The following is a 24,530-nucleotide window of genomic DNA, read 5'->3' as shown; positions in this document are numbered from 1 at the left end:
TGGCGACGCCGCGCCGCGACGTGACGGCCATGGTGCGTGCGCTTGCCCCCGCGAACCGGGTGCGCCTCCTGGTCAACGGCGCCGAGGCCGAAGCTTCGGCGCGGACGGCGCTGGGCGAAATGGCCGAGATCGTTCCAGCGCGCTACGGCGACATCTGGCTCCGCGACACGGGGCCGATCTTTGCCCGCCTCCGCGGCGGGGCGGTCGCCCTCAGGTTCAAGACCAACAGCTGGGGCGGCAAGTTCGACCTGCCTGACGACGCGACCGTCGGCGAAGACGTCGCGCGGCTGGCGGGGATTCCGATTTTAAGCTTTGATTTTGTGTTGGAGGGCGGCGCCGTTGATCGCGACGGCGAGGGCACCATCCTCGCCACGCGGCAGACGCTGCTCAATCCCAACCGCAACGGCTGGAGCAAGGCTGAAGCCGAGGCGGCTCTGGAGCGAGGGCTCGGCGCCAAGACGGTGATCTGGATTGACGAGGGGCTGAAGAACGATCACACCGACGGCCATATCGACAACATTGCCCGCTTCGTTGGGCCTGGCCGCGTGGTGTGCCAGTCGGCGGCGGGCCCCGACGATCCGAACGCCGAGACCTTGGACGGAATCGCGAGGACGCTCGATCAGGCGACCGACGCCAAGGGCGCGAGGATAGAGGTGATTCGCATCCCAGGCCCGGGGCTCTATCGCAATGCGCTCGGCGACATCGCGCCGGCCTCGCATCTCAATTTCGTCATCGCCAACGGCGTGGTGGTGGTGCCGGTCTATGGGACGCCGACGCAAGATGCCGCGCTGCAAGCGCTGCAAGCGGTGTTTGCCGACCGAAAGGTGATCGGCGTGGCGTCGCGCGGCCTGCTCGGCGCCGGTGATGCTGGCGGCGGGTCGTTCCACTGCATCACCCAGCAGGAGCCTGCCTGATGGTAAAACGCACGATCGCCGTCGCCGCCATCCAGTCGTCCTTCGGTCCGGACATGGCGGCCAATATCGCCAAGACCGAAGGCTTCGTGCGCGAGGCGGCCAAACGCGGCGCGCAACTGGTGCTGCCGCCTGAATTGTTCCAAAGCATCTATTTTCCGACGCGGCAGGACCCGAAATGGTTCGAGGCGGCGAAGCCTGTTGGCGAGCATCCGTCCGTGCGCGCGCTGCAGAAGCTCGCCAAGGAGCTGAACGTCGTCATTCCCATCTCCTTCTTCGAGAAGGACGGCCCGCGCTATTACAACAGCGTGGCGGTGGCCGATGCCGGCGGCGAGATCTTAGGGATTTATCGCAAGAGCCACATCCCTGACGGGCCAGGCTATCAGGAGAAATATTATTTCCGTCCCGGCGACACAGGCTTCAAGGTTTGGAAGACGAAAGCCGGCACGATCGGCGTCGGCATCTGCTGGGACCAATGGTACCCGGAAGCGGCCCGCGCCATGATGCTGCAAGGCGCCGAGATTCTTCTCTATCCAACGGCCATCGGCTCGGAGCCCTACGACCTTACGCTGGACACCCACGCTCGCTGGCAGCGGGCGATGCAAGGCCACGCTGTGTCGAACGCCGTGCCGGTGGTGGCCGCAAACCGCATCGGGGTCGAGCAGAATGACGGCGCCACGCAAAGCTATTACGGTCACTCCTTCGTCGCCGATCACACCGGCGATCTGGTCAAGAGCTTCGGCGACAAGGAGGAAGGGGTTCTCGTGCAAAGCTTCGATCTTGCCGAGATCGAGCGCTACCGCGCCGAATGGGGCTTCTTCCGCGACCGCCGCACCGACCTCTACGCCAAGACCATCGGGTGATTTAGGTTTGTGATTCAGGAAAGTCCCGGCTGCCGCGGCTAGACGCTTTGGCACTCTATTCTACCCGCACGAGAAGACCTTTTGACGCCATTAAGCCAACAACATCGCCAAGTCCTTGTCTCGCCCACGGCTCCCATAGCGGCAGGGGGGGTAGCCAGAACCACCCGCCACTCTCCTCACCAACAACGGTTGCCAAACCCCGAGCTGCCAGTGCTGCGGTCAATAGACAGATAAGAGCTGCCCGCTTTTCGTGATGAGTCTCTGACATCAATTTGCGCCAAACATCGGTCGGCAGGTCCAGCATTTGCGACAACGTAGATTCCAACTTTCCGGTCGTCACCACCTTCTCGTAGAGCCAATCGAACCGCTTCCCTCGTTTTAGCTTTGGCGCCCCCGATAGGTCACCTTCGGGTGTCAGGACGCCCAAAAACGCATTCGGAAATGCTTCGACGAGGGGGCCATTACGAGAGACAGCAGCGCGCTGCTTGTCACTGGAACGCGAAAGGAATCGCTCGAACTGCCTGCAAGCTTCGGCTGAAGCTTGTCTGAGTTCTAAACCCATTCCCCAATGGCTAAGCCCAGGCTTGCAGCGATTGTGAAATGGGCGATGAACGAAGATCAATTCGCAGGAGCGACGTACAGACGTCTTCGCTCCTGGGGGGAGCAGCGGCCCGTCAAGCGCTATTGTCGATGCTTGAAAGCCGTGCGGAAGTGCTGCCTCTCGCTGCTCCTGTGCGGTCCCTACGCGGCTGACGCAAAGTCTATCGCCGTCGAGCCAAGCGATCCCTGTTGTTGCACGCTTCTTGGAAAATCCAACATCTACGCCAATGATCTTCACTGATTTCGTTTCGGCGCCGGAGTGTCGAGATCGAGAATCATGTCCAATCCAAACTCTCTAGCTCATGTGCCAGCCGTGGCTGACGCAGATCGACTGGCCGGTGAGTGCGTTGGTCTTGAAGGCGGCGAGGAACAGGGCGACGTCGGCCACGTCCTCGACCGTGGTGAATTCCTTGTCCACGGTCTCGGCGAGCATGATCTCCTTGATCACCCGCTCTTCGCTGATGCCGAGCTCCTTCGCCTGCTCGGGGATCTGCTTCTCGACCAGAGGCGTCTTGACGAAGCCTGGGCAGATGACGTTGGCGCGCACATTGTGCGCGGCACCTTCCTTGGCCATCACCCGCGACAGCCCGAGCAGGCCGTGCTTCGCCGTCACATAGGCCGCTTTCAGCGGCGACGCCTCGTGGCTGTGCACCGATCCCATATAGAGGAGCACGCCCGATTTCTGTGGATAGAAGCGTTTGACACAGGCCTTGGTGGTGAGGAAGGCGCCGTCGAGATGGATGGCGAGCATCTTCTTCCAGTCGGCGAAGGGGAACTCCTCGATCGGATGCACGATCTGGATGCCGGCATTGGACACGAGAATGTCGATGCGCCCGAAGGCCTTGACCGTCTGCTCGACGCCTGCATTCACCGCGTCTTCCTTGGTGACGTCCATGGCGACGCCGATGGCCGAGCTTGGGCCGGCAAGCTCACGCGCAGCCTTCTCCGAGCCGTCGGTGGTGAGATCGGCAATCACCACGCGGCCGCCGGCCTCCAGAAAACGCTTGGCGATGCCATGACCGATGCCGCTCGCGGCGCCGGTAACGAGAGCAACCTTGCCGTCGAGCTTCATGGGATGCGCTCCTGAACGTTAGAGACGATGTGAACGACTTTGCCGAAACCGAGTGTCAAGTCTGCGACACTCTGCGCCACCGAGGGCGGCCTGGCAAAGGCGCGGGCTTGGACGTGGTCGACGTTCATAGGCGTCGTTCCTTGGCGTCGGTGTCGAGATCGCGGGTGAGGTCGAGCACCTTCACCCCCTCCTCGGGACGCGTGCGGTTCTTCCAGTCTGGATGGTCGAAGCTGCGCGCGACGTCATCGGCGCCGGCAAGCCAATGCTCGTCCATCGAGTAGCGCGAGAACTCGTAATCGTTCGACTGGGTCCAGTAGGCCGCGCGCCGGTGAATGAGGAGCAGGATGGTGACCGCGGCATTGCAGCTCACGCCGTCGAGCAGCTGCCAGTCGGGATTGCCGCACAGCTCTTGAGGTATCTCCGCCCGCAAGCGGCGAATGGCCCTGCGGATGGTTTGCACCTCGCGGAAAATGTCGGTGTTGAGCCTGGTGCGGCTCGAATAGCGGATCTCCTTTTCCCGTTGCCCGATGTCGAACAGCGTCTTCGGCATGCAGCCTTTGGCGCTGAACAGGTCGACCTGGAAGATGACCATGTCTTCGCGCGGCCCGCTTCGCTCGAGTACATATTCGAGCGGCGTGTTGGAGACGAGCCCGCCGTCCCAATAGGGCTCGCCGTCGATCTCGATGGGCGGGAAGCCGGGAGGGAGTGCGCCGCTTGCCATGACGTGTTCGGGGCCGACGATTTGCTTGGCAGTGTCGAAATACTTCATGTTGCCGGAGATCACCTGAACCGCGCCGACGCTCAACCTCACCGCACCGGAATTCAAAAGATCGAAATCGACGAGCTCGAGCAGCGTCTCCTTGAGCGGCGTGGTGTCGTAGACGCTGATCGCCTCCGGCGTGCCTTGCGGCTGGAACACCGCTGGCGGCACGCGCGGCTCGAAGAAGCCCGGCACACCGCCGACGGCAGACAGCGTGGCGCTGGTCTCGTTGAAGATGCGGCGCGAATTGTCGTCGTTGGATAGCGGCCAGGCGAGCAGGCGGCTCGAGACTCGATCCCAGAACTCGCGCAGGCGCTCGACGCGCTTCTCCGGCGGGTTGCCGGCGATGATGGCCGAATTGACGGCCCCGATCGAGATGCCGGCGACCCAGCTCGGCATGTGCCCGGCCTCACACAAGGCCGCATAGGCCCCAGCCTGATAGGCGCCGAGCGCTCCGCCGCCTTGCAGAACGAGCACGGTCTTTTCCGCCGGATCGGTCACGTCGGTAATTTAACCCTTGTGTCCCCGCGAGGGGAGGGCCGTGCGACATCTAAACGGCGCGACGGGTTCATTTCCCGAAGAACGTCCGCGCGCCTGGTGCGACCTCACTGCGCCGCGGCAGCGTGGCGACGCGCAAAGGAGACCGTGTAGGCCTGACTGCGGATATCGACCATCGGGTCGGCGGGCTCGATACCGGCAGGCACGGCGTTCTCGATGAACAACAGCGCCCGCTGGGCTGCGTCGCTGTCAGGATTGACCTTGTCGATCTCGACCACGCCGAGCTCGACCGTCTTGCGGCTGTCGGGCCAGGCGATCGACGGATCTTCGATCTTGTCGCCAGGCTCGGCGATTTGGACCTGGAGCTTCATGCGCACTGGGCCGTCGGCAACGCGCTTGCGGATCTCCTCCGCGAGATAACTGGGCCCAGCCTCGGCAAGCTGCTCCTTGGTGAGATACTCGGCACCGCCCTCCGGCAGCATTTGGTAGCGAACCAAGGTGCTGTCGTCCTTGGCGTTGGTGAACTTGAAGCTATTCACAGCGTAGTACGGGAGCGAGGCATAGCTCACCGGCGCCGGCTTCTCCGCCGTCAGGAAGGTCTTGGCGATCGGGTGGGTTTCGAAGAATTGCTCGAGCGGCGTCGGCTTCGGCGCATCCTTTCCGCTCGCGGCGAGCGCGATCAGGAGATCGCGGAACTGCTCCGCGGTTGCGGTGGGAAAGCCGTTATAGGAGTGCATCACCAGGTCTGAATTCGAACCGTCGGGCAGCTGGAATTTCACCGCCATGCCGCGCGGGCTCGCATTCGGGTCGGTATCGGGGATCGCCGGCACGCCGGCAAAGTCCGAGAAGCGGACGGTGACCGGCACGGTGGTCCCGGCCTGGAGATGCGGCGCCTTGGTCAAAGACGCGGCATCGGCGCTCGGCGTGAATTTTCCTTCGAGCACGATGCCTTTGGCGTGCACCGCCCGGTTATCGGTCTGCTTGCCGAACACGCCGTTGAGCGCATCGACCAGCTGGGCCGGCAACGGCTTTTGATCGGCGGCGTCTTGGGCGAAGGCGGGAGATGCCGCCGCAAACGACAGCGCCAACGACAAAAGGGAAAGAACCTGTTTTGCATGCATGATGGGCTCCTTTCGCAGGCTGCAAGCTATGATCCCGGCAAAACGTAGCGGTTTTGCGAATTGCGCGAGCTTTTTGATTCAACCACAGCGATGTCAAAATGACGCGGCGGCCCAAAGTGGTTGATGAGTACCGGAGTTAGTTCAGAGCCGCCGCCGCCCTCAGTAGCTCCTCGGCGTGGCCTGGCACCTTCACTTTGCGCCAGATGCCGCGGATCACGCCCTTCTCGTCGATGAGAAAGGTGGAACGGTCGACGCCCATGTATTTCCTGCCATACATGCTCTTTTCCACCCAGGTGCCGTAGGCCTCGCACACTTTGCCATCCTCATCGGAGACGAGCGGGAAGGTGAGGCCGAATTTCTTTTTGAACTTGTCGTGGCTCGCCACCGAATCGCGCGAGATGCCGACGACCGCCGCCTTCACTTTGGAGAAGTCGGGGAGCTGATCGCGGAAGGCGCAAGCCTCCGCGGTGCAGCCCGAGGTGTCGTCCTTGGGATAGAAATAGAGCACGACCGTCTTGCCCTTGAGGTCCTTCAGCGAGATCTTGCCGCCGCCATCGGCCGGCAGATTGAAACTCGGGGCCTTGTCGCCAACGTCCAGACTCATGCGTTTCCCTCCCAAAGTCCGCTTGGTCATTCTGATATGCGGGATGGTGTTCTCGTCGAAGGGCTCGCCCTCGATGACATAGCCGTGCTTCTGGTAGAACGCCTCCGCGCCGAGCCGCGCGTTGAGGATGATCATGCCATAGCTGTGGCGCCGCGCCCAAGCCTCGGCGTAAGCCAACAGCCGCGAGCCGATGCCTTCGCCCTGCCGGCCGTCGGCCACCACCATCTGCTTCAGCTGAAGCGTGTGCGCGCCCAACCGCTTGAACGACACCGAGCCCACCACGCTGCCATTCACGATGGCGCAGAAATGCCTGCGATGAGCATCGTCGGCCAATTCCTCGGCGCTGAGGGTAAGCCCGAGCGGCGTACGCAAGGTCGCCTCGCGCAGGCGCAAAGCCTGGGCGTAGAGGGCGGAGCCGTAGGGCGCCTCGGCGAGGCCGATGTCGTCAGCCTTGGTCACTGGCGCTCCTCGCCGGCGACCACCGTCAACAGGCCTCGCGCCTCGAGGCGCGCGCCGCTGTCGAGCGCGGCAAAGAAGCGGATGGCGTAGAGGCCGGGCTTTTCGGGAGGCAAGAGCGGGATCCAGCAGATTTCGCCTAGGCGCACGCTTTCGCCCCAGACCGGGCCGCCGCGCGGCTCGGTAACGAACATATCGAGTCTGCCTGTCACAGGAGTGACACCGGAGGAGCCGTTGACGAGGAGAACGCGGCGCACATTGCGCTTGCCGGCAAGGATGGTGCCTGTGCCAACGAATTTCAGCGCCTCAGGCGTGACGATCAGGGCGAGCAGGCCGGGCGAATGCACGCCGCCGCCCTTGAGCTCGGCGCGGTGTGCCTCCATCAGGGCCGCGCGGCTGCGGCTCGTTTTGGCTTCGAGATCGCCGAGCGGCTTCAGCCCCGCGAACATGCCGCGCTCGGCCGGCTCATAGTTCTGGGGATAGTAATTTTCGAAGGCCGGCTGCACCGGCTCGATCTCGGGCAGCCAGTCGCCGGGGCACATTGGCCAGCCGAGCGTGCCATAGGGCTTGGTCGCGAAATGACGCGGATAAAGCTGTTGGGCGACGTTGAAGTAAAGCGACCACTCGTCGTAGGCGGTGCCGTCGGGGCCGATCACGAACCGGTCGAAGATCTCGTTGGCGAGGCTCTTGTTGACGATCTGCGGCATGTGGCTGGCATAGGCGCGGGCAGGGTAGGCGGCTTCCGCAAGAAGCTTCCAGGCATTGCGCATGCCGCGGTCGAAGCTCGTCGTCGTGGGCGAGCCGGCAAGCCAGGTCGCCATGTCGTCCTGGAAGGAATAGGCGGTGTGTAGGGAGCCCTCCTGGTAGTAGCCGCGGGCAAGCGGGCGGAGCGCGAGCGAGTCCTCGTCAGCGGCGAGGAAATTCGTTTCGATGGCGTCTTGCCTATAGAGCCGCTTGCGCAGCCACGTGTTGCGCGCCTGGTGATCGGCGGGAAGCTCGCCGCCGGCCACCACATCGTCGGTCAGGATGTGCGCTTGGGAGAAATGCCGTGCGGCCACGGCGGTGATGGCTTCGTGCGCGGAGGGCTTGGTCAGGACGGCGATGCGGTCGATGAAGCCGAGATTGGCACGTGCCGCTTGCAGCGCGAGATCGAGCCTCTCTGGATGCACCGACAGGAAGACCATCTGCCTTAACGGCGCGCCGAAATCGTGCGACGCGCCCGAGGCGATGTCGGCAAGCGCGGCCGCCACGCTGCGGCCGGCCTCGCGCCAGGGCGTCGGGCGGAAGCTCCTCGCCGATGCTTTCAGCCCCGCGTAGTAGTCGGGATCGCCATACAGCCGGTCGAGGATCGCATGCAGCGCCTCGCCGTCGCCGCTGCGGAAGAACACGGCGTGGCCCGCGGTCACCTCGGGCAAGGAGCCGGTATCCGAGGCAATCGTGACGCATCCTTGTGACAGCGCCTCGACCACGGGAAGACCGTAGCCTTCGTATTGCGAGGCCTGTACCGAGGCGTAAGCGTGACGGTAGAGCGCGAGCAGGCCGGAATCGCCGAGCACCGGGTGCCAGAACACCCGCTTGCCGAAAGCTGGGTGGCTGGTCAGAAGAGCAAGCACCTCGTCCGCCATCCATCCCTTTCGCCCGACAACGACAAGCGCCGCATCCTTGGCATCGAGACGGTCGAAGGCTTGAAGCAGGAGCGCATGGTTCTTGCGCGGCTCGATCGTGCCCACGGCGAGAAGGAAGCGCAGGCCGTCAAGCTCGGGAAAGGTTGTGGCGAAGGGATCGCCTTCGCCAGCGGAGACCGGTGCCGCAAAATCCGCACCGAGCTTGATGACGCGGGTGGTAATTGAACGGCCAAGAAAGCGCTGGCTCAACGCGCCGAGGTCGCGGGCGACGCGGGCCGAGGTGGCGAGCACATAGTCGGCGTATTGGATGTGGTCGGCGATTGCCTCCGAAAACGAAGAGAGGGTGTTTCCGGGAAAGAACTGCGGCAGGAGAAACGGGATGATGTCGTGGTTCAGCACCACGAGGATCACCCCCCTGGACTTGAGCAGCCTGAACAGCGCGCCTCGGTTGACCGGCTCGGTCCAGCTCGCGTCCGGCTCGAAGAAGATGTCGCCTTGAACCAATGTGTCGAGGTCGAAACAGACGCGCGCCTCGCGGCCGATGTCGGCGAGGCTGTCGGCGGAGCGGACGAGAGTAGGATCGGCAAGGGCGAAATAGCGGTTGGCGCTCACATCGAAAGCGATCAGCCGGGTCTCGGCGGGCGAGGCCGCGGCAAGCTCGTAGCTAAGCGACCGCACCACCCGCTGGATGCCGGTCCTGAGGCCGCTCCTCAGCGTATTGCCGACGTCGATATAGAGCATCGGATCCTCAGGTCAGTTCGCCAAGACCCTGCGTCCCTGTTTCCGGTACTCATCGCCTGACAAGATAGCGATCAGGGCGTGGCGAGGATGGCGAGAGACGATCATGGCATGCTCCGAAGGGGCGGGAAAACGCTTGAGCAAGAGGATGTAGAGGGCAGTGTTGACGATCTGCGTAGGTTGCCCCCGCTCGACCATGGCATCGACGCAGTTCGAGAGATCATCGGTGCGCTTGAGGCAGCTGAGGCAGTCGAGGATCTCCGGCGTGACGCCGAGATCTGGCCGCACCTGAGCGATGCTCGCAAACATGGTGCGGTGCAGCCCGGCATTGGCGCGATCGAGCGGAAACCAAGAGGCCACGCTCATGCGCTTGGCGGTTGCCAAATCTGCACCGGCAAGCGCCGCCGCTTGTGCTTCGATGAGGCTCGGAGGCTCCCTCTGCAGCTGCATGGACAGGGCGCTTTGGCCGCGTCGCAACAGATAACGCGCCCAAAGGGCGAAATAGCGTGAGAGCCGGCCGAGCGAGAGGCGCTTCGCGAGCCGGTAGAGCCCGCTTTGTCTTGGCACCTCCATGGATGGTAGCTCCCTCAAGGCTGCATCGCCAAGCGCTCGGCCATGGCCCAAACGGCCTTAATTTGCGGGGCGTCCTTGCCGAGATAGTCGATGTCGCTATAGCCCCACCAGTCCCAGCAGCCATGCGGATTCACCACGCTTCCGGCAATCTGCGGAAACAGCACGACGAGCCGGTTGGTGTCGGCGTAGCGGGCAAAGCCGGTCTTCTCGATGAAGGCGTCGCCGACCATCTCGCGTGCCTGGTCGCAGCCATGCAGCGCAATATGCAGCCTGCAGCCAGGATGGGTCACGCAATCCTCAGGGACGTAGACCACGCCCTCGGCGGCGAGCCCGTTGGGGACGCCGCTGTTGAAATCCGATTGGTCGAAGGTGACGAACTTGCCGGTCGGGCTTGAGCTGGGATCGGCGAGGGGAGAACCATAGATCCATTCGAGGATGGCCTTCGCCTGATCGTAATCGCAATCGCTGACATAGGGATCCTGCGAGAGGCCGCAGGCGGTGCCCTCCGTCTCGCTCAGGAAGGCGTGGCCTCCTTCCTTCTCGACCAGAGTGACGCTTGCCTCCGGCACGCCCGCCGCTTCGTAGAAGCGCTTGGCGGCCTCCACCACCGCGCGCACTACGGTCTGATCCTCATTGCCCGAGAACAGGTAGACCTTGTCGTCGGCGAGGCCGGAGAGTTCATCGATCTTGCCGTCCTCGGCGAGCTCCTTGGCACGCTTGGCGAGCTTGTCGGCGTCCGGCGCTCCCCAGGTGTCCTTCATGCAGGCATTGGCTGCTTGCGTGGCGTTCTGCCACACCACGATGGGCCAATAGGGAAAGAGCTGACCGGATGTGGTCTCGGCGCAAGCAAAGGGACCGCCGGCGACGATGCCCGCGCCGACGATGTCCTTGGAGTGGGCGATTTCGATCTGTCCGGCCATGTAGGCACCTGCGGAGAGTCCCGAGACGGAGGTGGCGGGGAGCGTGACGCCAAGTTTGGGCAGGTCTTCCGCCGCGGCGGAAACGGCGTCGGCGACGCCGAGAAGAGAGAGCGCCGAGAGAGCGAAGAAAGCCCAGCTGCGCGTCGACATCAGCCTCGGTTCCTCCCTTTGCGGGATTTGTGACGGGCGTCTCCCTCCGCTCAGGGAGACGCGCTGAGAACTTTATTAGGCCCTGGAGCGTCTTTGGGCCAAAAACTTCTTGCATCGCTGCAGCATGGGTGTACATAGCGCCGTCGTTTAACTGGAACATCTACTGGTTGGAGGGAGGACGCCATGTCCGATGACGCCCTCTTCCAATTGGGGATGGACTTGGATCGTGGTTCAAGCACCGCCCAAACGGAAGAAAAGCTCTCTCGTTGCCGCTCCTCGCAAGAGGACGAGCGGAAGGATTTTTTCTGTGAGCGTGACGGGGTTCGCTACGCCGGCACTCATCTCATCATCGATCTGGTGCGAGCTGAACGGCTCGACGACTTAGAGCACATTGAAGCTACGCTTCGACGCTGCGTCGAGGTCGCTGGAGCGACGCTCCTGCACATCCACCTCCATCACTTCACGCCGAACGGTGGAGTGTCGGGCGTGGCGGTGCTCGCCGAATCGCATATCTCGATCCACAGCTGGCCCGAATACGGCTACGCCGCCCTCGATGTCTTCATGTGCGGCCAGACCAATCCGCGACGCGCCATCGACGTGTTGAAAGAGGCGTTCTCGCCTCGCAAGGTGGTGGTCAAGGAGCATCTGCGCGGCAAGGAGATGAATCGATGGACCGGTGGGTCGAAGAGACGTTACACCGCGGTTTCCGCATCCGTCTAAGGGCGGACCGCGTCCTCTTCGACAGCGAGACCGAGCATCAGCAACTGATCATCCTGGAGACCCCCGAATTCGGGCGGGTGATGATGCTCGACGGGGTGATCCAGCTCGCTTCGAAGGACGAGTTCGTCTACCACGAGATGATGTCGCACGTGCCGCTGTTCGCCCACGGGCGGGCACGGAAGGTGCTCATTGTCGGCGGTGGCGACGGCGGGGTATTGCGCGAGGCGCTGAAGCATCCCGAGCTTGAGACCGTCACGCTATGCGAGATCGACCGCAGCGTGATCGAGCTCTGCCGCGAGTACTTTCCGGAGGTCTCGGCCGGTGCCTATGACAATCCCCGGACGAGGATCGTCATCGCCGACGGCACCAAATTCGTGGCCGAGACGCAAGAGCGGTTCGACGTGATCATGATCGATTCGACCGATCCGATCGGCCCAGGTGCCGTGCTGTTCACCCGCGAGTTCTATGCCGGGTGCCGCAAGGCGCTCGCCCCCGGCGGCGTGCTCGTTACCCAGAACGGGCTTCCCTTCCTGCAGGCGGGCGAGCTCCAGCAAAGCCTCGGCTATTTCCGCGAGATGTTCGAGGACGCCTTCGCCTATCTCGCCACCACGCCGACCTATGTCGGGGGGCCGATGTCCTATGGCTGGGCGAGCGACGACACCGATCTGCGGCAGCATAAGCGCCGCAAGATCGAGGGGCGCTACGTCAAGGCCGGGTCTTTTCCCACCCGCTACTGGCGGCCCGACGTTCATGTCGCGGCCTTCGCCCTGCCGAACTACGTGCGCGAGCTGGTGGAGGCGTAGGCCTCTCCACCCCAACCACGTCATGCCCGGACTTGATCCGGGCATCCAATTCCGCCACGCTCAACGCGTTGCGGCGCCTATGGAATGGATTGCCGGGTCAAGCCCGGCAATGACAAAAATAATGGGACTAGAGCCGCTCCATGCTGGGCAACTCGCCGACGAGCGGGCGGCAATAGTCGTGGAAAGCGGCGCTCACGTCGTTTGCCCCTGAGATGAACTCTGGCGGCACATGGCGGGTGCGCCGCGCCACGGCCGAGAGATCGGCCCGCCCACAGGCGCTTGCGTAGGCGTCGGGCGCATTGCTGGTGCGGATGATGATCACCGAGGCGCTTCGGTCGCCGCGTGCCGCAAGCTCGGCGGCATAGCGGCCGACGGCGCGGGCTTCTTCGGCGTCGACCGAGGAGGGATGCGGCCAGCAGCGCTGGATATAGCCGAAAGTGTCGGCGCGCACGCGCGGCGCCTTGCCGCCCTTCGGGGTGAGCCCAGACTTGACAAGATCGGCGAGCCCATCGCCTAGCGCACCTGAGCCGGACAGCTGCACATTGCCGTGGGCATCGACCTCGCCAGGCCCGCGCATCAGCTTCGGACCGATCTCCTCGCCGTGCGCGTCGCGGATGCCTTCGCTCACCGCGATTTGGCAGCGCCCGAGCTTGGCGTAGACGGCGTCGACGTCGGCGAGAAAGGCCTCCGTTGAGAACGGCACCTCGGGCAGATAGATGAGATGCGGCGCGGGCCGGTCGGAGGGTTCGGCGCCATTGCTTGGCCGCCCCCGGGCAAGCGAGGCGGCGGCGGCGAGGAAGCCAGCGTTCCGCCCCATGATCACGTTGATCTTGATGCCGCCAAGACTCGCATTGTCCAGCGCGTCGCCCATCAGCGCCAGCGTGACGTAGCGCGCGGCGGAAGGGAATCCCGGGGTGTGGTCGTTCTCCAGAAGATCGTTGTCGATGGTCTTGGGCACATGGAAGCAGCGGAGGTCGTAGCCTGCGCCGGCAGCCTTCTCGCTGACGATGCGGCAGGTGTCGGCCGAGTCGTTGCCGCCGACATAGAAGAAATAGCGGATGTCGTGGGCGCGGGCGCCGTCGAGGATCTTCTGGCAATAGGCCTCGTCGGGCTTGTCGCGGGTCGAGCCGAGCGCCGCCGACGGCGTGCGCGCCAAGCGCTCGAGCCGATCGGCGGGGATCGAGGTGAGGTCGACGAGCCCCTCGCCGCCAGCCTTGACGATGCCGCGCACCCCGTGGCGCATGCCGAGAATGCGCTTTACCTGGCCGGTGGCGCACAGGCCCTTCTTCAGGCCTTCGATGACGCCGACCAGCGACTGGTTGATCACCGCGGTCGGGCCGCCGGACTGGCCGATCGCCGCATTGCCGGAAACAAGATCAGGCACGGCACCACTCCCTGTCGCGTAAAGCGCGCGCACAATGCCCGCGCCAGGGAGTGAGATCAAGCCGATGCGCGTGGCCTTACGCGGCGTCCCTCTTGCCGGTTGCCAGGGCCCGCCCGAGAAATTCCCGCATCGCCTTGGCGATTTCGACGACGTGGGTTTCCAGCGCGAAATGCCCGGTGTCGAGGAGATGCACCTCTGCGTTGGGATTGTCGCGCTTGAACGCCTCGGCGCCTGGCGGGAGGAAGAACGGGTCGTTCTTGCCCCACATCGCAAGCAAAGGTGGACGGCGCTCGGCAAAATAGGCCTGGAACTTGGGATAAAGGGCGACATTGCTCGCATAGTCGAGGAAGAGATCGAGCTGGATGTCATCGTTGCCCGGACGGCCGAGAAGCGCGCTGTCCAGCGTGTAGGACTCAGGAGCGACCAACATCGCGTCGCTGACGCCGTGCGTGTACTGCCATTTCGTGGCGTCAAGGGTCAGGAACGAGCGCAGCGCCTCGCGGTTGGCGTCGGTCGGATCCTGCCAATAGCGCTGGATCGGCGACCAGCCGCCGCTCAAGCCTTCCTCATAGGCATTGCCGTTCTGCGACACGATCGCCGTCACGCGATCGGGTCGAGACAGAGCCAGGCGAAGGCCGACCGGCGCGCCGTAATCGAAGATGTAGAGCGCGTAGCGGCGAAGTCCGATCGCATCGGTGAAGCCCTCGATCACCTTGGCCAAGGTGTCGAAATTGTATGAGAACGCCTTTCGGTCAGGCGCCGTGGTGAAACCGAAGCCCGGCAGGTCAGGCGCCACCACATGATAGCGGTCGGCGAGCAACGGGATAAGATTGCGGAACATGTGCGAGGAGGTTGGAAAGCCATGCAGCAGCAGGAGGGTGGGATGCTGCGGATTGCCGGCTTCGCGGTAGAAGACCGTTACCGGTCCAACCTTCACGTTGTGATGGCGCGTTCTGGTTTGGGAAGAGTCAGGGACAGCGGTCATCATAATCTCCTCTTTGGCGTTAGATCGTTGGCCTAGCGCTTAGATAGAGTTTTGCAAATTCAGCAGTAATATCTCCAATTCAGGAATGACTCTTCCGGTTTGTGGAAGAGTGTCGTGGTGCTCGGCCGAGCCGGCCTTGAAATCGGCGAACCCAGGTGGAGGAGTGGAGCTCCGAGGCCGCGATCGCGGCCATTGAACGCGAGCCATCAATGCCCGGCAACATGACCAAGCGCCGCCTTGCGTGGCCGGAGCTACCGCTTTCGGCTTGGAAGGAGACCTATGCGACGCTGCATCTCTGGACGCAGATCGCCGGCAAGATCCGCCTGGTCCAGACGCCCTGGCTCAATCACTCCTGGCACGTGGTGCTTTACGTATCGGCGCGGGGCCTGACCACTTCGGCGATACCCTACGGCGATCGCAGCTTTCAGCTCGATTTCGATTTCCTGGACCACGTGCTGCGGGCATCGGCGAGCGACGGCGGCCAAAAGGAGGTCGGCCTCTTCCCGCGCTCCGTCGCCGACTTCCATGCCGAGGTCATACGCGCGCTCGCTGAGCTCGGCATCGAGGTCACCATCAATGAGCTGCCGAACGAGATTCCCGACGCGATCCGGTTCAGCGAGGATCATGTCCACGCCGCCTACGACCGCGAATACGCCGAGCGCTTCTGGCGCATCCTGGTGCAGTCGGCGCGCGTGTTCGGCAGATTCCGCACGTCCTTCATCGGCAAATGCAGTCCGGTCCATTTCTTCTGGGGAAGTTTCGATCTGGCGGTGACCCGCTTCTCCGGCCGCCGCGCTCCGCCGTTTCCCGTAAGCGGCGGCCCGCCAAATCTCCCTGAGGCGGTGACGCTCGACGCCTATTCGCACGAGGTGAGCAGCGCAGGGTTCTGGCCTGGAGGGCAGGGCATCGACTACCCAGCCTTCTATTCCTACGCCTCGCCGGCGCCCCCTGGCTTCTCCGCGGGACCGATCCGTCCGCCGCAGGGCTTCTGGAGCAACGAGCTTAGCGAATTCATCCTGCCCTACGACGCCGTCCGCACGGCCGATGATCCCGAGCAGGCGCTGATGGACTTTCTGACCAGCACCTATGAAGCCGCGGCCAAAGCCGGGCTCTGGGATCGCGCCGCCTTGGAAGGCCCTCTCGGCGTGCCGGGAGTTCCACGCAAGGTCTGAGGACTTGATAGGTGCATCGCCGGTAGCAAGTTGCAACCATAGTCTGATATTCTTGCGCCATGAAGGACCGAAGCGGGCGCATCACCGTCAATGCCGAGATCTGTGGAGGCAGGCCGACAATCCGCGGCCTACGCATCCGCGTGACAGACATTCTTGACATGCTCGCAGACGGCGCCACTCGTGCGGAAATTCTACGCGACTATCCGTATCTTGACGACGAGGACATTACCGCCGCGCTCGAATACGCTGCACGCCAAACCGACCATCCCATCATCAGGACCGCCTAAGGGTGCGCTTCGTCGTTGATGCGCAGTTGCCCCCAGCGCTAGCTCGATATCTGAGCGAACTCGGACACCAGGCCGATCACGTTATCGATCTCGGTCTGGAATCGGCCAGCGATCGAAACGTTTGGGACGCTGCCCTGGCTCGCTCAGCGACGCTTGTGACCAAGGATGAAGACTTCATTGCAATGCGAGCGATCCAAGGCGATGGGCCTGCGATCATTTGGGTTCGCATTGGCAACACGACGACGACTGCCCTTTTCGAGGCGTTGTCGCGCGTGTGGCCAGCAGTTGTTGCAGCGCTAGAGGCGGGAGAAGGCGTTATCGAAGTGAGGTAGTTTCTCAAGTCCGCAAGAGATGCAGGCTGAACAACCGGTCCGCATCGGTCCAGCTGTGGGCGGGCGACCAGCCGGCGTTCGCCGCGAGCGCCTGGAACTCGGAAACCGAATATTTGTGCGAATTCTCGGTGTGGATGCGCTCGCCCTTGGCGAAACTGAACGAGCGTCCCAGCACCCGCACGGTCTGGCGCGCGAGACTCACGAGATGCATCTCGATGCGGCCGCGTGCCTCGTCATAGATCGCGTCATGGGCGAAGCGCTCGACGTCGATGTCGCCGTCAAGCTCGCGATTGATGCGCTCGAGCAGGTTGAGGTTGAACGCTGCCGTCACCCCGCGCCGGTCGTTATAGGCGGAAATCAGGATCCCCGGATCCTTCTTAAGATCGACGCCGACGAGAAAGGCGGCGTCGCGTCCGAGCAGCCGCGCTGCATTGGCGAGGAAGTCTCTCGCCTCGGCTTGCGTGAGATTGCCGATGGTCGAGCCTGAGAAGAAGCCGAGCTTGCGCGGGCGCCGCGCGGCGACGGGCAGCGTGCGGGTCTTGGTGAAGTCGGCGACGAGAGGCCTGATGGCAAGGCCGTCGTGCCGTTCTGACAACCATTCCGCCGCTTCCGCCAAACTCTCGCCAGCCACGTCGATCGGCACATAGAGCGTGACGTGCGCAAGCGCGCTCAACAGCAGGCTCGTCTTGCGGCTCGAGCCTGAGCCGAACTCCACTAGCACGCGCGCATCGCCCATGCGCTCGGCGATCTCCGCGCCATGGGCTTCGAGCAGCGCCGTCTCTACCCGGGTCGGGTAGTACTCCTGAAGCTGGGTGATCTCCTCGAACAGCGCCGAGCCGCGGGCGTCGTAGAAGAAGCGGCAAGGAAGGCTGCGAGGCTTTTGCGCAAAGCCGGCAAGCACCGCTTGCGCAAAGTCGGCGCGCGAAGGATCAAGCCTCGGCGAGGGTGAGGTCGAAGACTTGGCGAGGCCTTCGACCTCGGTATGAGGGATGTCTCGCTCCATCAGGCGTCGCTGGCCAAACGCAGTCCCATGAACTGCCAGCGCTGATGGGGATAGAAGAAATTGCGGTAGGTCTTGCGGATATGCCCTTCCGGCGTAGCGCAGGAGCCGCCGCGAAGCACGAACTGATTGCACATGAATTTGCCGTTGTACTCGCCGACCGCGCCAGGCACCGCCTTGAAGCCCGGATAGGGCAGGTAGGCGCTTGCCGTCCACTCCCACACATCGCCATAGATCTGCTTGAGGCCGGGACCGGCGTCGGCGCGCATCGGCCTGAGATGGCCTACGCCGAGGGTGCGTCCGTTGAGCGGCACGGCGCTCGCCGCCACCTCCCATTCGAACTCGGTCGGCAGCCGATATCCTGCAAAGCGGGCAAAGGCGTCGGCTTCGTAATAGCTGACATGAGCGACGGGCGCGGCAGCGTCGAGCGGCCGGAAGCCGTGAAGGCTCATCTGCATGAAACCGCCATCGGCCTCTTCCCAATAGAGCGGAGCCGTCCAGCCTTGCGCGTTCACCGTGGTCCAGCCGTCGGCGAGCCACAGCGTCGGCGTGCGGTATCCGCCGTCCTCGATGAAGGCGACCCACTCCGAGTTGGTGATGCAGCGATTGGCGAGCTTGAAGGGACGAATGAGCTCGTCGTGTCGGGGACCTTCATTGTCATAGGCGAAGCCATCGCCGTCATGGCCAACGGAGAAGATGCCGCCGTCGAAGGAGACCCAGTCGAGCGGCGCAGGCTCGGTCACCGCCACGCCTGGGGCGGCGCGGGCATAAGCAGGCTTCAGCGGCTCGCTCGCGAACAGGCTCAAAATGTCGGTGAGCAAAAGCTCCTGATGCTGCTGCTCGTGATTGATGCCGAGCTCGATCAACTCCGTCGCCCGCTTATGCAGCTCGGTGGCGCACAGACGCTCGAGCGCGGCATCGACATGCTCGCGATAGGTGCGCACCTCGTCGGCCGAGGGGCGCGTCAAGAGACCGCGCTTGCCGCGCGGCTGTCGCGCCCCGACGCTCTCGTAATAGGAGTTGAAGCAATATTCGAAGCGCTCGTCGAAAATGCGGTAGCTCTCGAGGAAGGCCTTGAGCACGAACGCTTCGAAGAACCAGGTGGTGTGGGCGAGATGCCATTTGGTCGGACTTGCGTCGTCATTGGCCTGGACGACCTGGTCCTCATCGCTGAGCGGACGCGCCAGCTCAGTGGAGAGACGGCGGGTGGCCATCAGTCGCCGGAAAAGCGACTCTGAATCCGTCTGCTGATTGTCGTGAAGAACAACGGCATCGCGAGCGCTCATGATCCTCTCCTTGGGAACGGAACCCTATTCGCCCAGTCAGGACAGGCGGAGCAGTCCTCACAGCCCAGTGCTAAACGTCAGATTTAGCAGCTTGTTCCGCATGACGGAATGGGTAAGCATGCACAAACCTGTGAAGGTGCCGACTCATGGACAATCGTTCCTCAAATGCCAATCTCGCGCAGGATTTGGACCCCGTGGTTGCGTTCGATGGACGCCAGTCGGCGGTTGCCGCCGAGATCCAACGCGGGGTCTGCCGCAGCTTGCGGGTGCTCGGCCATTCGGTGGTGACCGAGCTTTCGCTTGCCAATGGGAGGCGCGCCGATGTGGTGGGGCTCACGCCCTCCGGCGACATCTGGATCGTCGAAATCAAGTCCTGCCTGCTCGACTTTCAGACCGACGGCAAATGGACCGAGTACCGCCCGCATTGCGACCGGCTGTATTTTGCGGTGGCGCCGGACTTCCCCTGTCACGTGATCCCCGATGAGGCCGGGCTGATGCTCGCCGACCGCTACGGCGCCCATCTCGTGCGCGAGCCGGCGGAGGAGCGCTTGGGTGCGGCAAGGCGCAAAGCCATGATGCTGTGCTTCGCCCGCGCCGCCGCGCTCAGGCTTCAGCTTCACCTCGACCCAGGCTGCGGCTTCGAGATCTAAAAGTCGTCCTCAGCATGAGGTGGAGCGTAATGTTATTTCGGGGCGCGCTTGGCGAGAATGCGCTGCAGCGTGCGCCGATGCATGTTGAGCCGCCGCGCCGTCTCGGAGACATTGCGGTTGCAAAGCTCGTAGACGCGCTGGATGTGCTCCCAGCGCACCCGGTCGGCCGACATCGGATTCTCTGGCGGAGGGGCCTTGGCATCTCCCGGCGCAATCAGCGCCTGATAGACGTCGTCGGCGTCGGCCGGCTTGGCGAGATAGTCGACGGCGCCGAGCTTCACCGCGGTGACGGCGGTGGCGATATTGCCGTAGCCGGTCAACACCACGGCGCGCGCCTCGGGGCGCACATCCTTCAGCGCAGCAATCACGTCGATGCCGCTGCCGTCGTCGAGGCGCATGTCCACCACGGCGAAGGCCGGCGGCCTGCGGCGAAGCGAAATGAGCCCGTCTTCGACGCTCGGCGCAGTCTCGACCTCAAACCCGCGGGTCTCCATGGCGCGCGCGAGCCGTGCGAGGAAGGCGCGATCGTCATCGACGATGAGGAGCGTATTGTCCTGGGGGATTGGCCAGGACTGCTGAGCAGCTTCCATTCTGGAGCCTCCTATACCCTTGGAGCCATACCGTCCAAGGCGCCCTTGCGACAAGTGAAGTCTTGATAAGGGTCGACCCGCCACCGCAAAGGCCGCTTCAGACGTATGTCTTAGCTCGCCTTTTCGCAAGCGGCCAAGGCGTCACAGGGGTGCCCGAACGGCTCAAGCCACCGGTTCGGGCAGCCACTCGACCCTCTCCGAGACGTGTTCGAACCGCGACCGCGGCCAGATCACGGTGACCACGGCTCCCCCCGGGGGATGGGCGCGATTGGCAAGTTCGAGCCTGGCGCCGGAGCGCTCGAGCAGCGTCTTGGCGATGAAGAAGCCAAGGCCCATGCCGACATGCTCGTCGGCCTCGCCGCCATCGCCGTGGCCAGGCCTGGTGGTGACGAAAGGCTCGCCGAGTTGCTCGAGCACATGCGGCGGGAAGCCTGCGCCATCGTCGGCGATCTCGACCCGCACCTCGTCCTCCGACCAGCTGGCCTTGACCTCGACTTTGCTCGCGGCGAAGTCGATGGCGTTCTCCACGAGGTTGCCGAGCCCGTAGATCACGCCAGGATTTCGCTGCATCACCGGCTCCTGTACGCTCCGCCCGCCAGGCTTCACCTCAGGCGCGGGGCCGGCCTCCACCTCGATCGGCACGGCGACCAGCCGGTGCGGCGACACCGATTCCTCGATGAGATGGCTCATGGGGAGCCGCGAGACGATGATGTCCTGCTGGTCGCCCATGCCGGCAAGCTCGCCGAGGATGGTACGGCAGCGCTCGGCCTGTGCGCGCAACAGCACGAGATCCTCGTAATGCGGGTCGTTGTGCCTGGCGTCGCGCAACAGCTCCTTGGCCACCACGGCGATGGTGGCGAGCGGCGTGCCGAGGCCGTGCGCGGCGGCCGCGGCAAGGCCGTCGAGTGCGGAGAGCTTCTGCTCCCGCGCCAGCACGAGCTCAGCCGCGGCGAGCGCCTCGGCCATGCGCCGCGCCTCCTCGGCCGTGCGCCAGGAGTAGAGGCCGATGAATAGAATGCCCAACACCACCGCCGCCCACACGCCCATGACGTAAGGCAGCGGCAGCAGGAAGCGTGAATGGTGGAACCACGGCAGCGGCAGATGGAACTCGGTGAGCAGCGTCGCCACCAGAATGGCAAGACCTCCGAGCGCCACAGTGACTCTGGGTGGCAGGGTGGAGGCCGACACCGTGACCGGAGCGATGAGCAAAAAGGCGAAGGGGTTCTCGAGCCCTCCGGTCAAATAGAGAAGCGCGCCGAGCTGGAGGATGTCGTAGCCGAGCATCAGGAAGGCGTAATGGTTCTGCAGGCGCTGGCTTGCCGGATAGCGCAGGCGAAGCGCCACGTTGAGCCACGCCGACAGCGAGATCACCGCAAGGCACGCGCCGATCGGCAGATCGATGCCCATGAGCCAATAGACGACGACCACCGTGACGCTCTGGCCGAGCACGGCGAGCCAGCGGAGCCTGACGATGGTCTGCAGCCGCAAGCGGCTTTCGCCCCGGCGGAGCAAGTCCCCGGGGACTTTGGCACGCGCTGCCGTTTGACTAATGTCCGCGGCGCTCATAGCTGAAGTCTAACACGGGCCCTCCGGCCATAATTCGGACAAAGCGCGGCAGCAGGCGCTTGAGCCATGGATGAGAGAGTAACCACGTCGCAGGACCTGGCCGAGACGGTGCCCGTCGCGGTCAGGGACCTCACCAAGGTTTACGGCACCGTCACCGCCGTAGACCACATCACGTTTTCGTTAAAGCCGCGCACCACCGTCGCGCTGCTCGGTGGTAACGGCGCCGGCAAGACCACCACCATCGCCATGCTGCTCGGGCTCGTGGTGCCCACGTCCGGCGAGGTGAGGGTGTTCGGCGCCGATATGGCGCGGAGCCGCTATCAGGCCGCCCAGCGTATCAACTTCCAAAGCCCCTATGTCGACCTGCCGATGCGGCTCACCGTGCGCCAGAACCTGACCGTCTATGCCGGCCTTTACGGCGTGGCCAACGCCGAGGAGCGCATCGCCTTCCTCGCCCACGATCTGCAAATCGCGAGCCTGCTCGACCGCGCTACTGGCAAGCTCTCGGCCGGGCAGAAGACGCGGGTCGGTCTTGCCAAGGCCCTGCTCAACGCGCCCGAGCTGTTGCTGCTCGACGAGCCAACGGCGTCGCTCGACCCCGACACCGCCGATTGGGTGAGGCAGAAGCTGAAAGAGTATGCGCAAGACCGCCGCGCCACCATCCTGTTCGCCTCCCACAACATGGCCGAGGTCGAGCGCCTCGCCGACCGGGTCATCCTGCTTGACTCAGGCCGCATCCTCGAGGACGAGGCCCCCCGCGCCCTGATCAAGACCTACGGCCGCGAAACTCTGGAGGAAGTGTTCCTCGACGTGGTGCGCGGCCGCGCCCGCCGCCTCGAGAGGGACGAGGTGCCGCAAGCGAGGGAGGCGTCATGAGCGGAGCTGACTCTCCCGGCGCGCTACCGGTGCTGCTGCCACCGTTCGGGCTTGGCGCATCGCTCCGGCGCATCGGCGCGCTCGTTCGCCGCTACATGTATCTGTTGCGCAGCTCGGGCATCAGGCTGATCGAGCTGATCTATTGGCCCTTCCTGCAGATGCTCACCTGGGGGTTCTTGCAGAAATATCTCGCCGGCACCACGAGCCCTCTGGTGCAGGCCGCAGGCGTGCTGATCGGCGCCGTGCTGCTGTGGGACATCCTGTTCCGCTCCAAGATCGGCTTCTCCACCACCTTCATCGAGGAGATGTGGTCGCGCAATCTCGGGAACCTGCTCACGAGCCCGCTCCGTCCCTTCGAGCTTGTCGCGGCTTTAAGCGCGTGGAGCGTGATCAGGCTTGCCGTCAGCATGATCCCGGTAGCGTGCGCCGCCTATTTCATCTTCGGCTTCAACCTGCTCGATCTCGGGATCGCGCTCGTCGCCTTCTTCGTGCTGCTCGTGCTGACGAGCTGGTCGCTCGGGCTGCTCTCCGCCGGCGTGATCCTGCGCTATGGGCTCGGCGCCGAGGAGCTTGCCTGGTCGCTCGCCTTCATTCTCTTGCCGCTCTCCTGCGTCTATTACCCGGTGTCGGTGTTGCCGGATTGGCTCAAGCCGATTGCCCTCGCCCTGCCGCCGACCCATGTGTTCGAGGGCATGCGCTCGATCCTGCTCCACGGCGTGTTCAACGTGAATGAGCTGTGGTGGGCGCTTGGCCTCAATGCCATTTATCTGACCGTCGGCTATCTCGCTTTCCGCTGGTTCCTGCAAAGCGCGAGGGTCAACGGTACGCTTCTACAGCTTGGTGAGTAGATGCGCGCCCGCCTCATCGCCTTCATTGTCGCGGGCTTCCTCATTGGCGCCCTTGCCGGTGCCGTCGTCCTGCTCGTCAGCACGCCGCAAGGAGGACAGCCGGTCCAATCGTCAGGCACCGCCCTTGTCGGCGGCCCGTTCTCACTTGTCGGCGCCGACGGCAAGCCTGTCACCGACCGCGACTTCCGCGGCCGTTACATGCTGATCTTCTTCGGCTTCACCCATTGCCCCGACATCTGCCCGGCCGAACTGCAAGTGATTGCCCAGGCTCTGGAGCAGCTCGGCGACAAGGCCAAGACCGTGGTCCCGATCTTCATCACCCTCGACCCCGAGCGGGACACGCCTGAGGCCATGGCGAACTATGTGAAGAGCTTCGGGGGGAATTTCGTGGGGCTGACGGGGTCGCCGGAGGCGATCGCCGTCGCCGCCAAGGCCTACCGCGTGGCTTATGCCAAGGTTGAGAATAAGGATTCGGCCACCGATTACAGCGTCGATCACTCGGCGTTCGTCTATCTGATGGATCCCGAAGGACGATATGTGACGCACTTTTCCTATGGTTTGAGCGCCGACCAAATGGCTGAAAAGCTGGGAAAATTGCTCTAGGCGCGCCCCCGATCGCCGCTGCGCGGCCTTTTGTCATTGCGGCGCAACATAGAATCACCATTTCAGTTTGCGATGCAGCATTAATTGCTGCACCCTATGTGAAGGCAGGAGGTCGATCCATGCTCTATCATTTGTACGAACTCAATCAGGCCGCGTTGAGCCCGGCGCGCGCGGCGGCCGAAGCTTACCGGCTGTTGTTCCGCAACCCGCTGAACCCGGCCTCGCACACGCCGATGGGCCGTGGCGCTGCCGCGGCGCTGGAGCTGTTCGAGCGCACCACGCGGCGCTATCGCAAGCCCGCCTGGGACATCCGCACCACCAATTTGGATGGCCGCGAGGTCGCTGTCAGGCCGCGCCGGATCATCGCCAAGTCGTTCTGCAATCTCGTCTATTTCGAACGGGACCTGCCCCTTGCGAGGCGCCGGAAGGACTCTAAGCTGCTGGTCGTGGCGCCCATGGCAGGCCACTTTCCCACGCTGTTGCGCGGCACCGTGCGGGACATGCTCCCCCATCACGAGGTGTACATCACCGAGTGGC

At 63.9% G+C, this 24,530-nt stretch carries 25 protein-coding genes and 2 pseudogenes; 12 read left to right on the top strand and 15 right to left on the bottom strand.

Annotated elements, in window-relative coordinates:
* The coding region (locus ACREC7_RS10040) for an agmatine deiminase family protein (protein ID WP_431555543.1) at window positions 1–914 on the top strand (914 nt) is incomplete at its 5' end.
* On the top strand, window positions 914–1,774 hold the full coding sequence (gene aguB, locus ACREC7_RS10035; protein ID WP_431555542.1) for an N-carbamoylputrescine amidase: 861 nt from the start codon (window positions 914–916) through the stop codon (window positions 1,772–1,774). The genes ACREC7_RS10040 and aguB, both read left to right, overlap by 1 nt.
* A gap of 55 nt (window positions 1,775–1,829) precedes the next feature.
* Here aguB and ACREC7_RS10030 read toward each other — a convergent pair whose 3' ends face one another.
* The 9 genes and pseudogenes from ACREC7_RS10030 to ACREC7_RS09990 form a co-directional block, all read right to left on the bottom strand.
* Complete coding sequence (locus ACREC7_RS10030; protein ID WP_431555541.1) at window positions 1,830–2,612, bottom strand: DUF429 domain-containing protein; 783 nt, start codon at window positions 2,610–2,612, stop codon at window positions 1,830–1,832.
* A 57-nt stretch (window positions 2,613–2,669) separates the two neighbouring features.
* Window positions 2,670–3,446: a 3-hydroxybutyrate dehydrogenase gene (locus ACREC7_RS10025; protein WP_431555540.1), complete on the bottom strand. Its 777-nt coding sequence runs from the start codon at window positions 3,444–3,446 to the stop codon at window positions 2,670–2,672.
* A gap of 124 nt (window positions 3,447–3,570) precedes the next feature.
* Window positions 3,571–4,707, bottom strand: coding sequence for a DUF3734 domain-containing protein (locus ACREC7_RS10020; protein ID WP_431555539.1), 1,137 nt, complete (start codon window positions 4,705–4,707; stop codon window positions 3,571–3,573).
* Between the two features lie 104 nt (window positions 4,708–4,811).
* A complete protein-coding gene (locus ACREC7_RS10015; protein ID WP_431555538.1) occupies window positions 4,812–5,825 on the bottom strand; it encodes a catalase family peroxidase in 1,014 nt (337 codons plus the stop codon).
* Between the two features lie 136 nt (window positions 5,826–5,961).
* Window positions 5,962–6,429, bottom strand: a complete 468-nt coding sequence (gene bcp / locus ACREC7_RS10010) for a thioredoxin-dependent thiol peroxidase (RefSeq protein WP_431555545.1) — start codon at window positions 6,427–6,429, stop codon at window positions 5,962–5,964.
* Between the two features lie 30 nt (window positions 6,430–6,459).
* Window positions 6,460–6,888, bottom strand: a pseudogene (locus tag ACREC7_RS10005) (GNAT family N-acetyltransferase); the annotation flags it as partial.
* Window positions 6,885–9,251 (bottom strand): glycosyltransferase family 4 protein, encoded by a 2,367-nt coding sequence (locus ACREC7_RS10000; RefSeq protein ID WP_431555537.1) that lies wholly within the window; start codon window positions 9,249–9,251, stop codon window positions 6,885–6,887. The gene ACREC7_RS10000 and the pseudogene ACREC7_RS10005, both read right to left, overlap by 4 nt.
* 12 nt (window positions 9,252–9,263) lie before the next feature.
* Entirely contained in the window at window positions 9,264–9,821 is a 558-nt protein-coding gene (locus ACREC7_RS09995; RefSeq protein ID WP_431555536.1) for a hypothetical protein, read from the bottom strand.
* Between the two features lie 14 nt (window positions 9,822–9,835).
* Window positions 9,836–10,891 (bottom strand): extracellular catalytic domain type 2 short-chain-length polyhydroxyalkanoate depolymerase, encoded by a 1,056-nt coding sequence (locus tag ACREC7_RS09990; protein WP_431555535.1) that lies wholly within the window; start codon window positions 10,889–10,891, stop codon window positions 9,836–9,838.
* Between the two features lie 183 nt (window positions 10,892–11,074).
* On the opposite strand from ACREC7_RS09990, the gene speD reads away from it, so the two are divergent.
* The gene (speD, locus tag ACREC7_RS09985; RefSeq protein WP_431555534.1) at window positions 11,075–11,611 is read left to right on the top strand and encodes an adenosylmethionine decarboxylase; all 537 of its coding nucleotides are present in this window, start codon (window positions 11,075–11,077) and stop codon (window positions 11,609–11,611) included.
* A complete protein-coding gene (speE, locus tag ACREC7_RS09980; RefSeq protein ID WP_431555533.1) occupies window positions 11,560–12,414 on the top strand; it encodes a polyamine aminopropyltransferase in 855 nt (284 codons plus the stop codon). The genes speD and speE overlap by 52 nt, the downstream gene beginning before the upstream one ends.
* A gap of 127 nt (window positions 12,415–12,541) precedes the next feature.
* Here the strand turns inward: speE and ACREC7_RS09975 are convergent, their stop codons facing one another.
* Window positions 12,542–13,798 carry a 6-phosphofructokinase gene (locus ACREC7_RS09975; RefSeq protein ID WP_431555532.1) on the bottom strand — a complete coding sequence of 419 codons (1,257 nt, stop codon included), beginning with the start codon at window positions 13,796–13,798 and terminating at the stop codon, window positions 12,542–12,544.
* 76 nt (window positions 13,799–13,874) lie between these two features.
* Window positions 13,875–14,783 carry an alpha/beta fold hydrolase gene (locus ACREC7_RS09970; protein WP_431555544.1) on the bottom strand — a complete coding sequence of 303 codons (909 nt, stop codon included), beginning with the start codon at window positions 14,781–14,783 and terminating at the stop codon, window positions 13,875–13,877.
* 221 nt (window positions 14,784–15,004) lie between these two features.
* Here ACREC7_RS09970 and ACREC7_RS09965 point away from each other — a divergent pair, with 221 nt between their 5' ends.
* Genes ACREC7_RS09965 through ACREC7_RS09955 form a run of 3 tightly spaced genes read left to right on the top strand, consistent with a single transcriptional unit; the run spans window position 15,005 to window position 16,574 of the window.
* Window positions 15,005–15,955 (top strand): DUF5996 family protein, encoded by a 951-nt coding sequence (locus ACREC7_RS09965; RefSeq protein ID WP_431555531.1) that lies wholly within the window; start codon window positions 15,005–15,007, stop codon window positions 15,953–15,955.
* 59 nt (window positions 15,956–16,014) lie between these two features.
* Window positions 16,015–16,242: a DUF433 domain-containing protein gene (locus ACREC7_RS09960; RefSeq protein ID WP_431555530.1), complete on the top strand. Its 228-nt coding sequence runs from the start codon at window positions 16,015–16,017 to the stop codon at window positions 16,240–16,242.
* 2 nt (window positions 16,243–16,244) lie between these two features.
* A complete protein-coding gene (locus ACREC7_RS09955; protein WP_431555529.1) occupies window positions 16,245–16,574 on the top strand; it encodes a DUF5615 family PIN-like protein in 330 nt (109 codons plus the stop codon).
* Window positions 16,575–16,578: 4 nt separating this feature from the next.
* On the opposite strand, the gene egtD is transcribed toward ACREC7_RS09955, so the two are convergent.
* Both egtD and egtB read right to left on the bottom strand, forming a co-directional pair.
* Window positions 16,579–17,577: an L-histidine N(alpha)-methyltransferase gene (gene egtD, locus ACREC7_RS09950; protein WP_431555528.1), complete on the bottom strand. Its 999-nt coding sequence runs from the start codon at window positions 17,575–17,577 to the stop codon at window positions 16,579–16,581.
* A complete protein-coding gene (gene egtB, locus ACREC7_RS09945; RefSeq protein ID WP_431555527.1) occupies window positions 17,577–18,860 on the bottom strand; it encodes an ergothioneine biosynthesis protein EgtB in 1,284 nt (427 codons plus the stop codon). The genes egtD and egtB overlap by 1 nt, the downstream gene beginning before the upstream one ends.
* 146 nt (window positions 18,861–19,006) lie before the next feature.
* Here egtB and ACREC7_RS09940 point away from each other — a divergent pair, with 146 nt between their 5' ends.
* On the top strand, window positions 19,007–19,510 hold the full coding sequence (locus ACREC7_RS09940; protein WP_431555526.1) for an MmcB family DNA repair protein: 504 nt from the start codon (window positions 19,007–19,009) through the stop codon (window positions 19,508–19,510).
* A gap of 32 nt (window positions 19,511–19,542) precedes the next feature.
* Here the strand turns inward: ACREC7_RS09940 and ACREC7_RS09935 are convergent, their stop codons facing one another.
* Together ACREC7_RS09935 and ACREC7_RS09930 are read right to left on the bottom strand one after the other, a co-directional pair.
* Window positions 19,543–20,100: an ActR/PrrA/RegA family redox response regulator transcription factor gene (locus tag ACREC7_RS09935; RefSeq protein ID WP_431555525.1), complete on the bottom strand. Its 558-nt coding sequence runs from the start codon at window positions 20,098–20,100 to the stop codon at window positions 19,543–19,545.
* Between the two features lie 162 nt (window positions 20,101–20,262).
* Window positions 20,263–21,588 (bottom strand): ActS/PrrB/RegB family redox-sensitive histidine kinase, encoded by a 1,326-nt coding sequence (locus tag ACREC7_RS09930; protein ID WP_431555524.1) that lies wholly within the window; start codon window positions 21,586–21,588, stop codon window positions 20,263–20,265.
* Window positions 21,589–21,732: 144 nt separating this feature from the next.
* Between ACREC7_RS09930 and ACREC7_RS09925 the strand changes: the two genes are divergently transcribed.
* The 4 genes and pseudogenes from ACREC7_RS09925 to ACREC7_RS09910 form a co-directional block, all read left to right on the top strand.
* On the top strand, window positions 21,733–22,542 hold the full coding sequence (locus ACREC7_RS09925) for an ABC transporter ATP-binding protein (RefSeq protein WP_431555523.1): 810 nt from the start codon (window positions 21,733–21,735) through the stop codon (window positions 22,540–22,542).
* Window positions 22,539–23,390 carry an ABC transporter permease gene (locus tag ACREC7_RS09920; protein WP_431555522.1) on the top strand — a complete coding sequence of 284 codons (852 nt, stop codon included), beginning with the start codon at window positions 22,539–22,541 and terminating at the stop codon, window positions 23,388–23,390. Before ACREC7_RS09925 ends, ACREC7_RS09920 begins: the two co-directional genes overlap by 4 nt.
* Window positions 23,391–23,993 (top strand): SCO family protein, encoded by a 603-nt coding sequence (locus ACREC7_RS09915; RefSeq protein WP_431555521.1) that lies wholly within the window; start codon window positions 23,391–23,393, stop codon window positions 23,991–23,993.
* A gap of 119 nt (window positions 23,994–24,112) precedes the next feature.
* A pseudogene (locus ACREC7_RS09910) lies at window positions 24,113–24,530 on the top strand (polyhydroxyalkanoate depolymerase); the annotation flags it as partial.

Origin of the sequence: Methyloceanibacter sp. (assembly GCF_050728395.1) — a bacterium.
GTDB lineage: Bacteria > Pseudomonadota > Alphaproteobacteria > Rhizobiales > Methyloligellaceae > Methyloceanibacter.
This window is presented reverse-complemented; position numbering and strand designations above follow the sequence as displayed.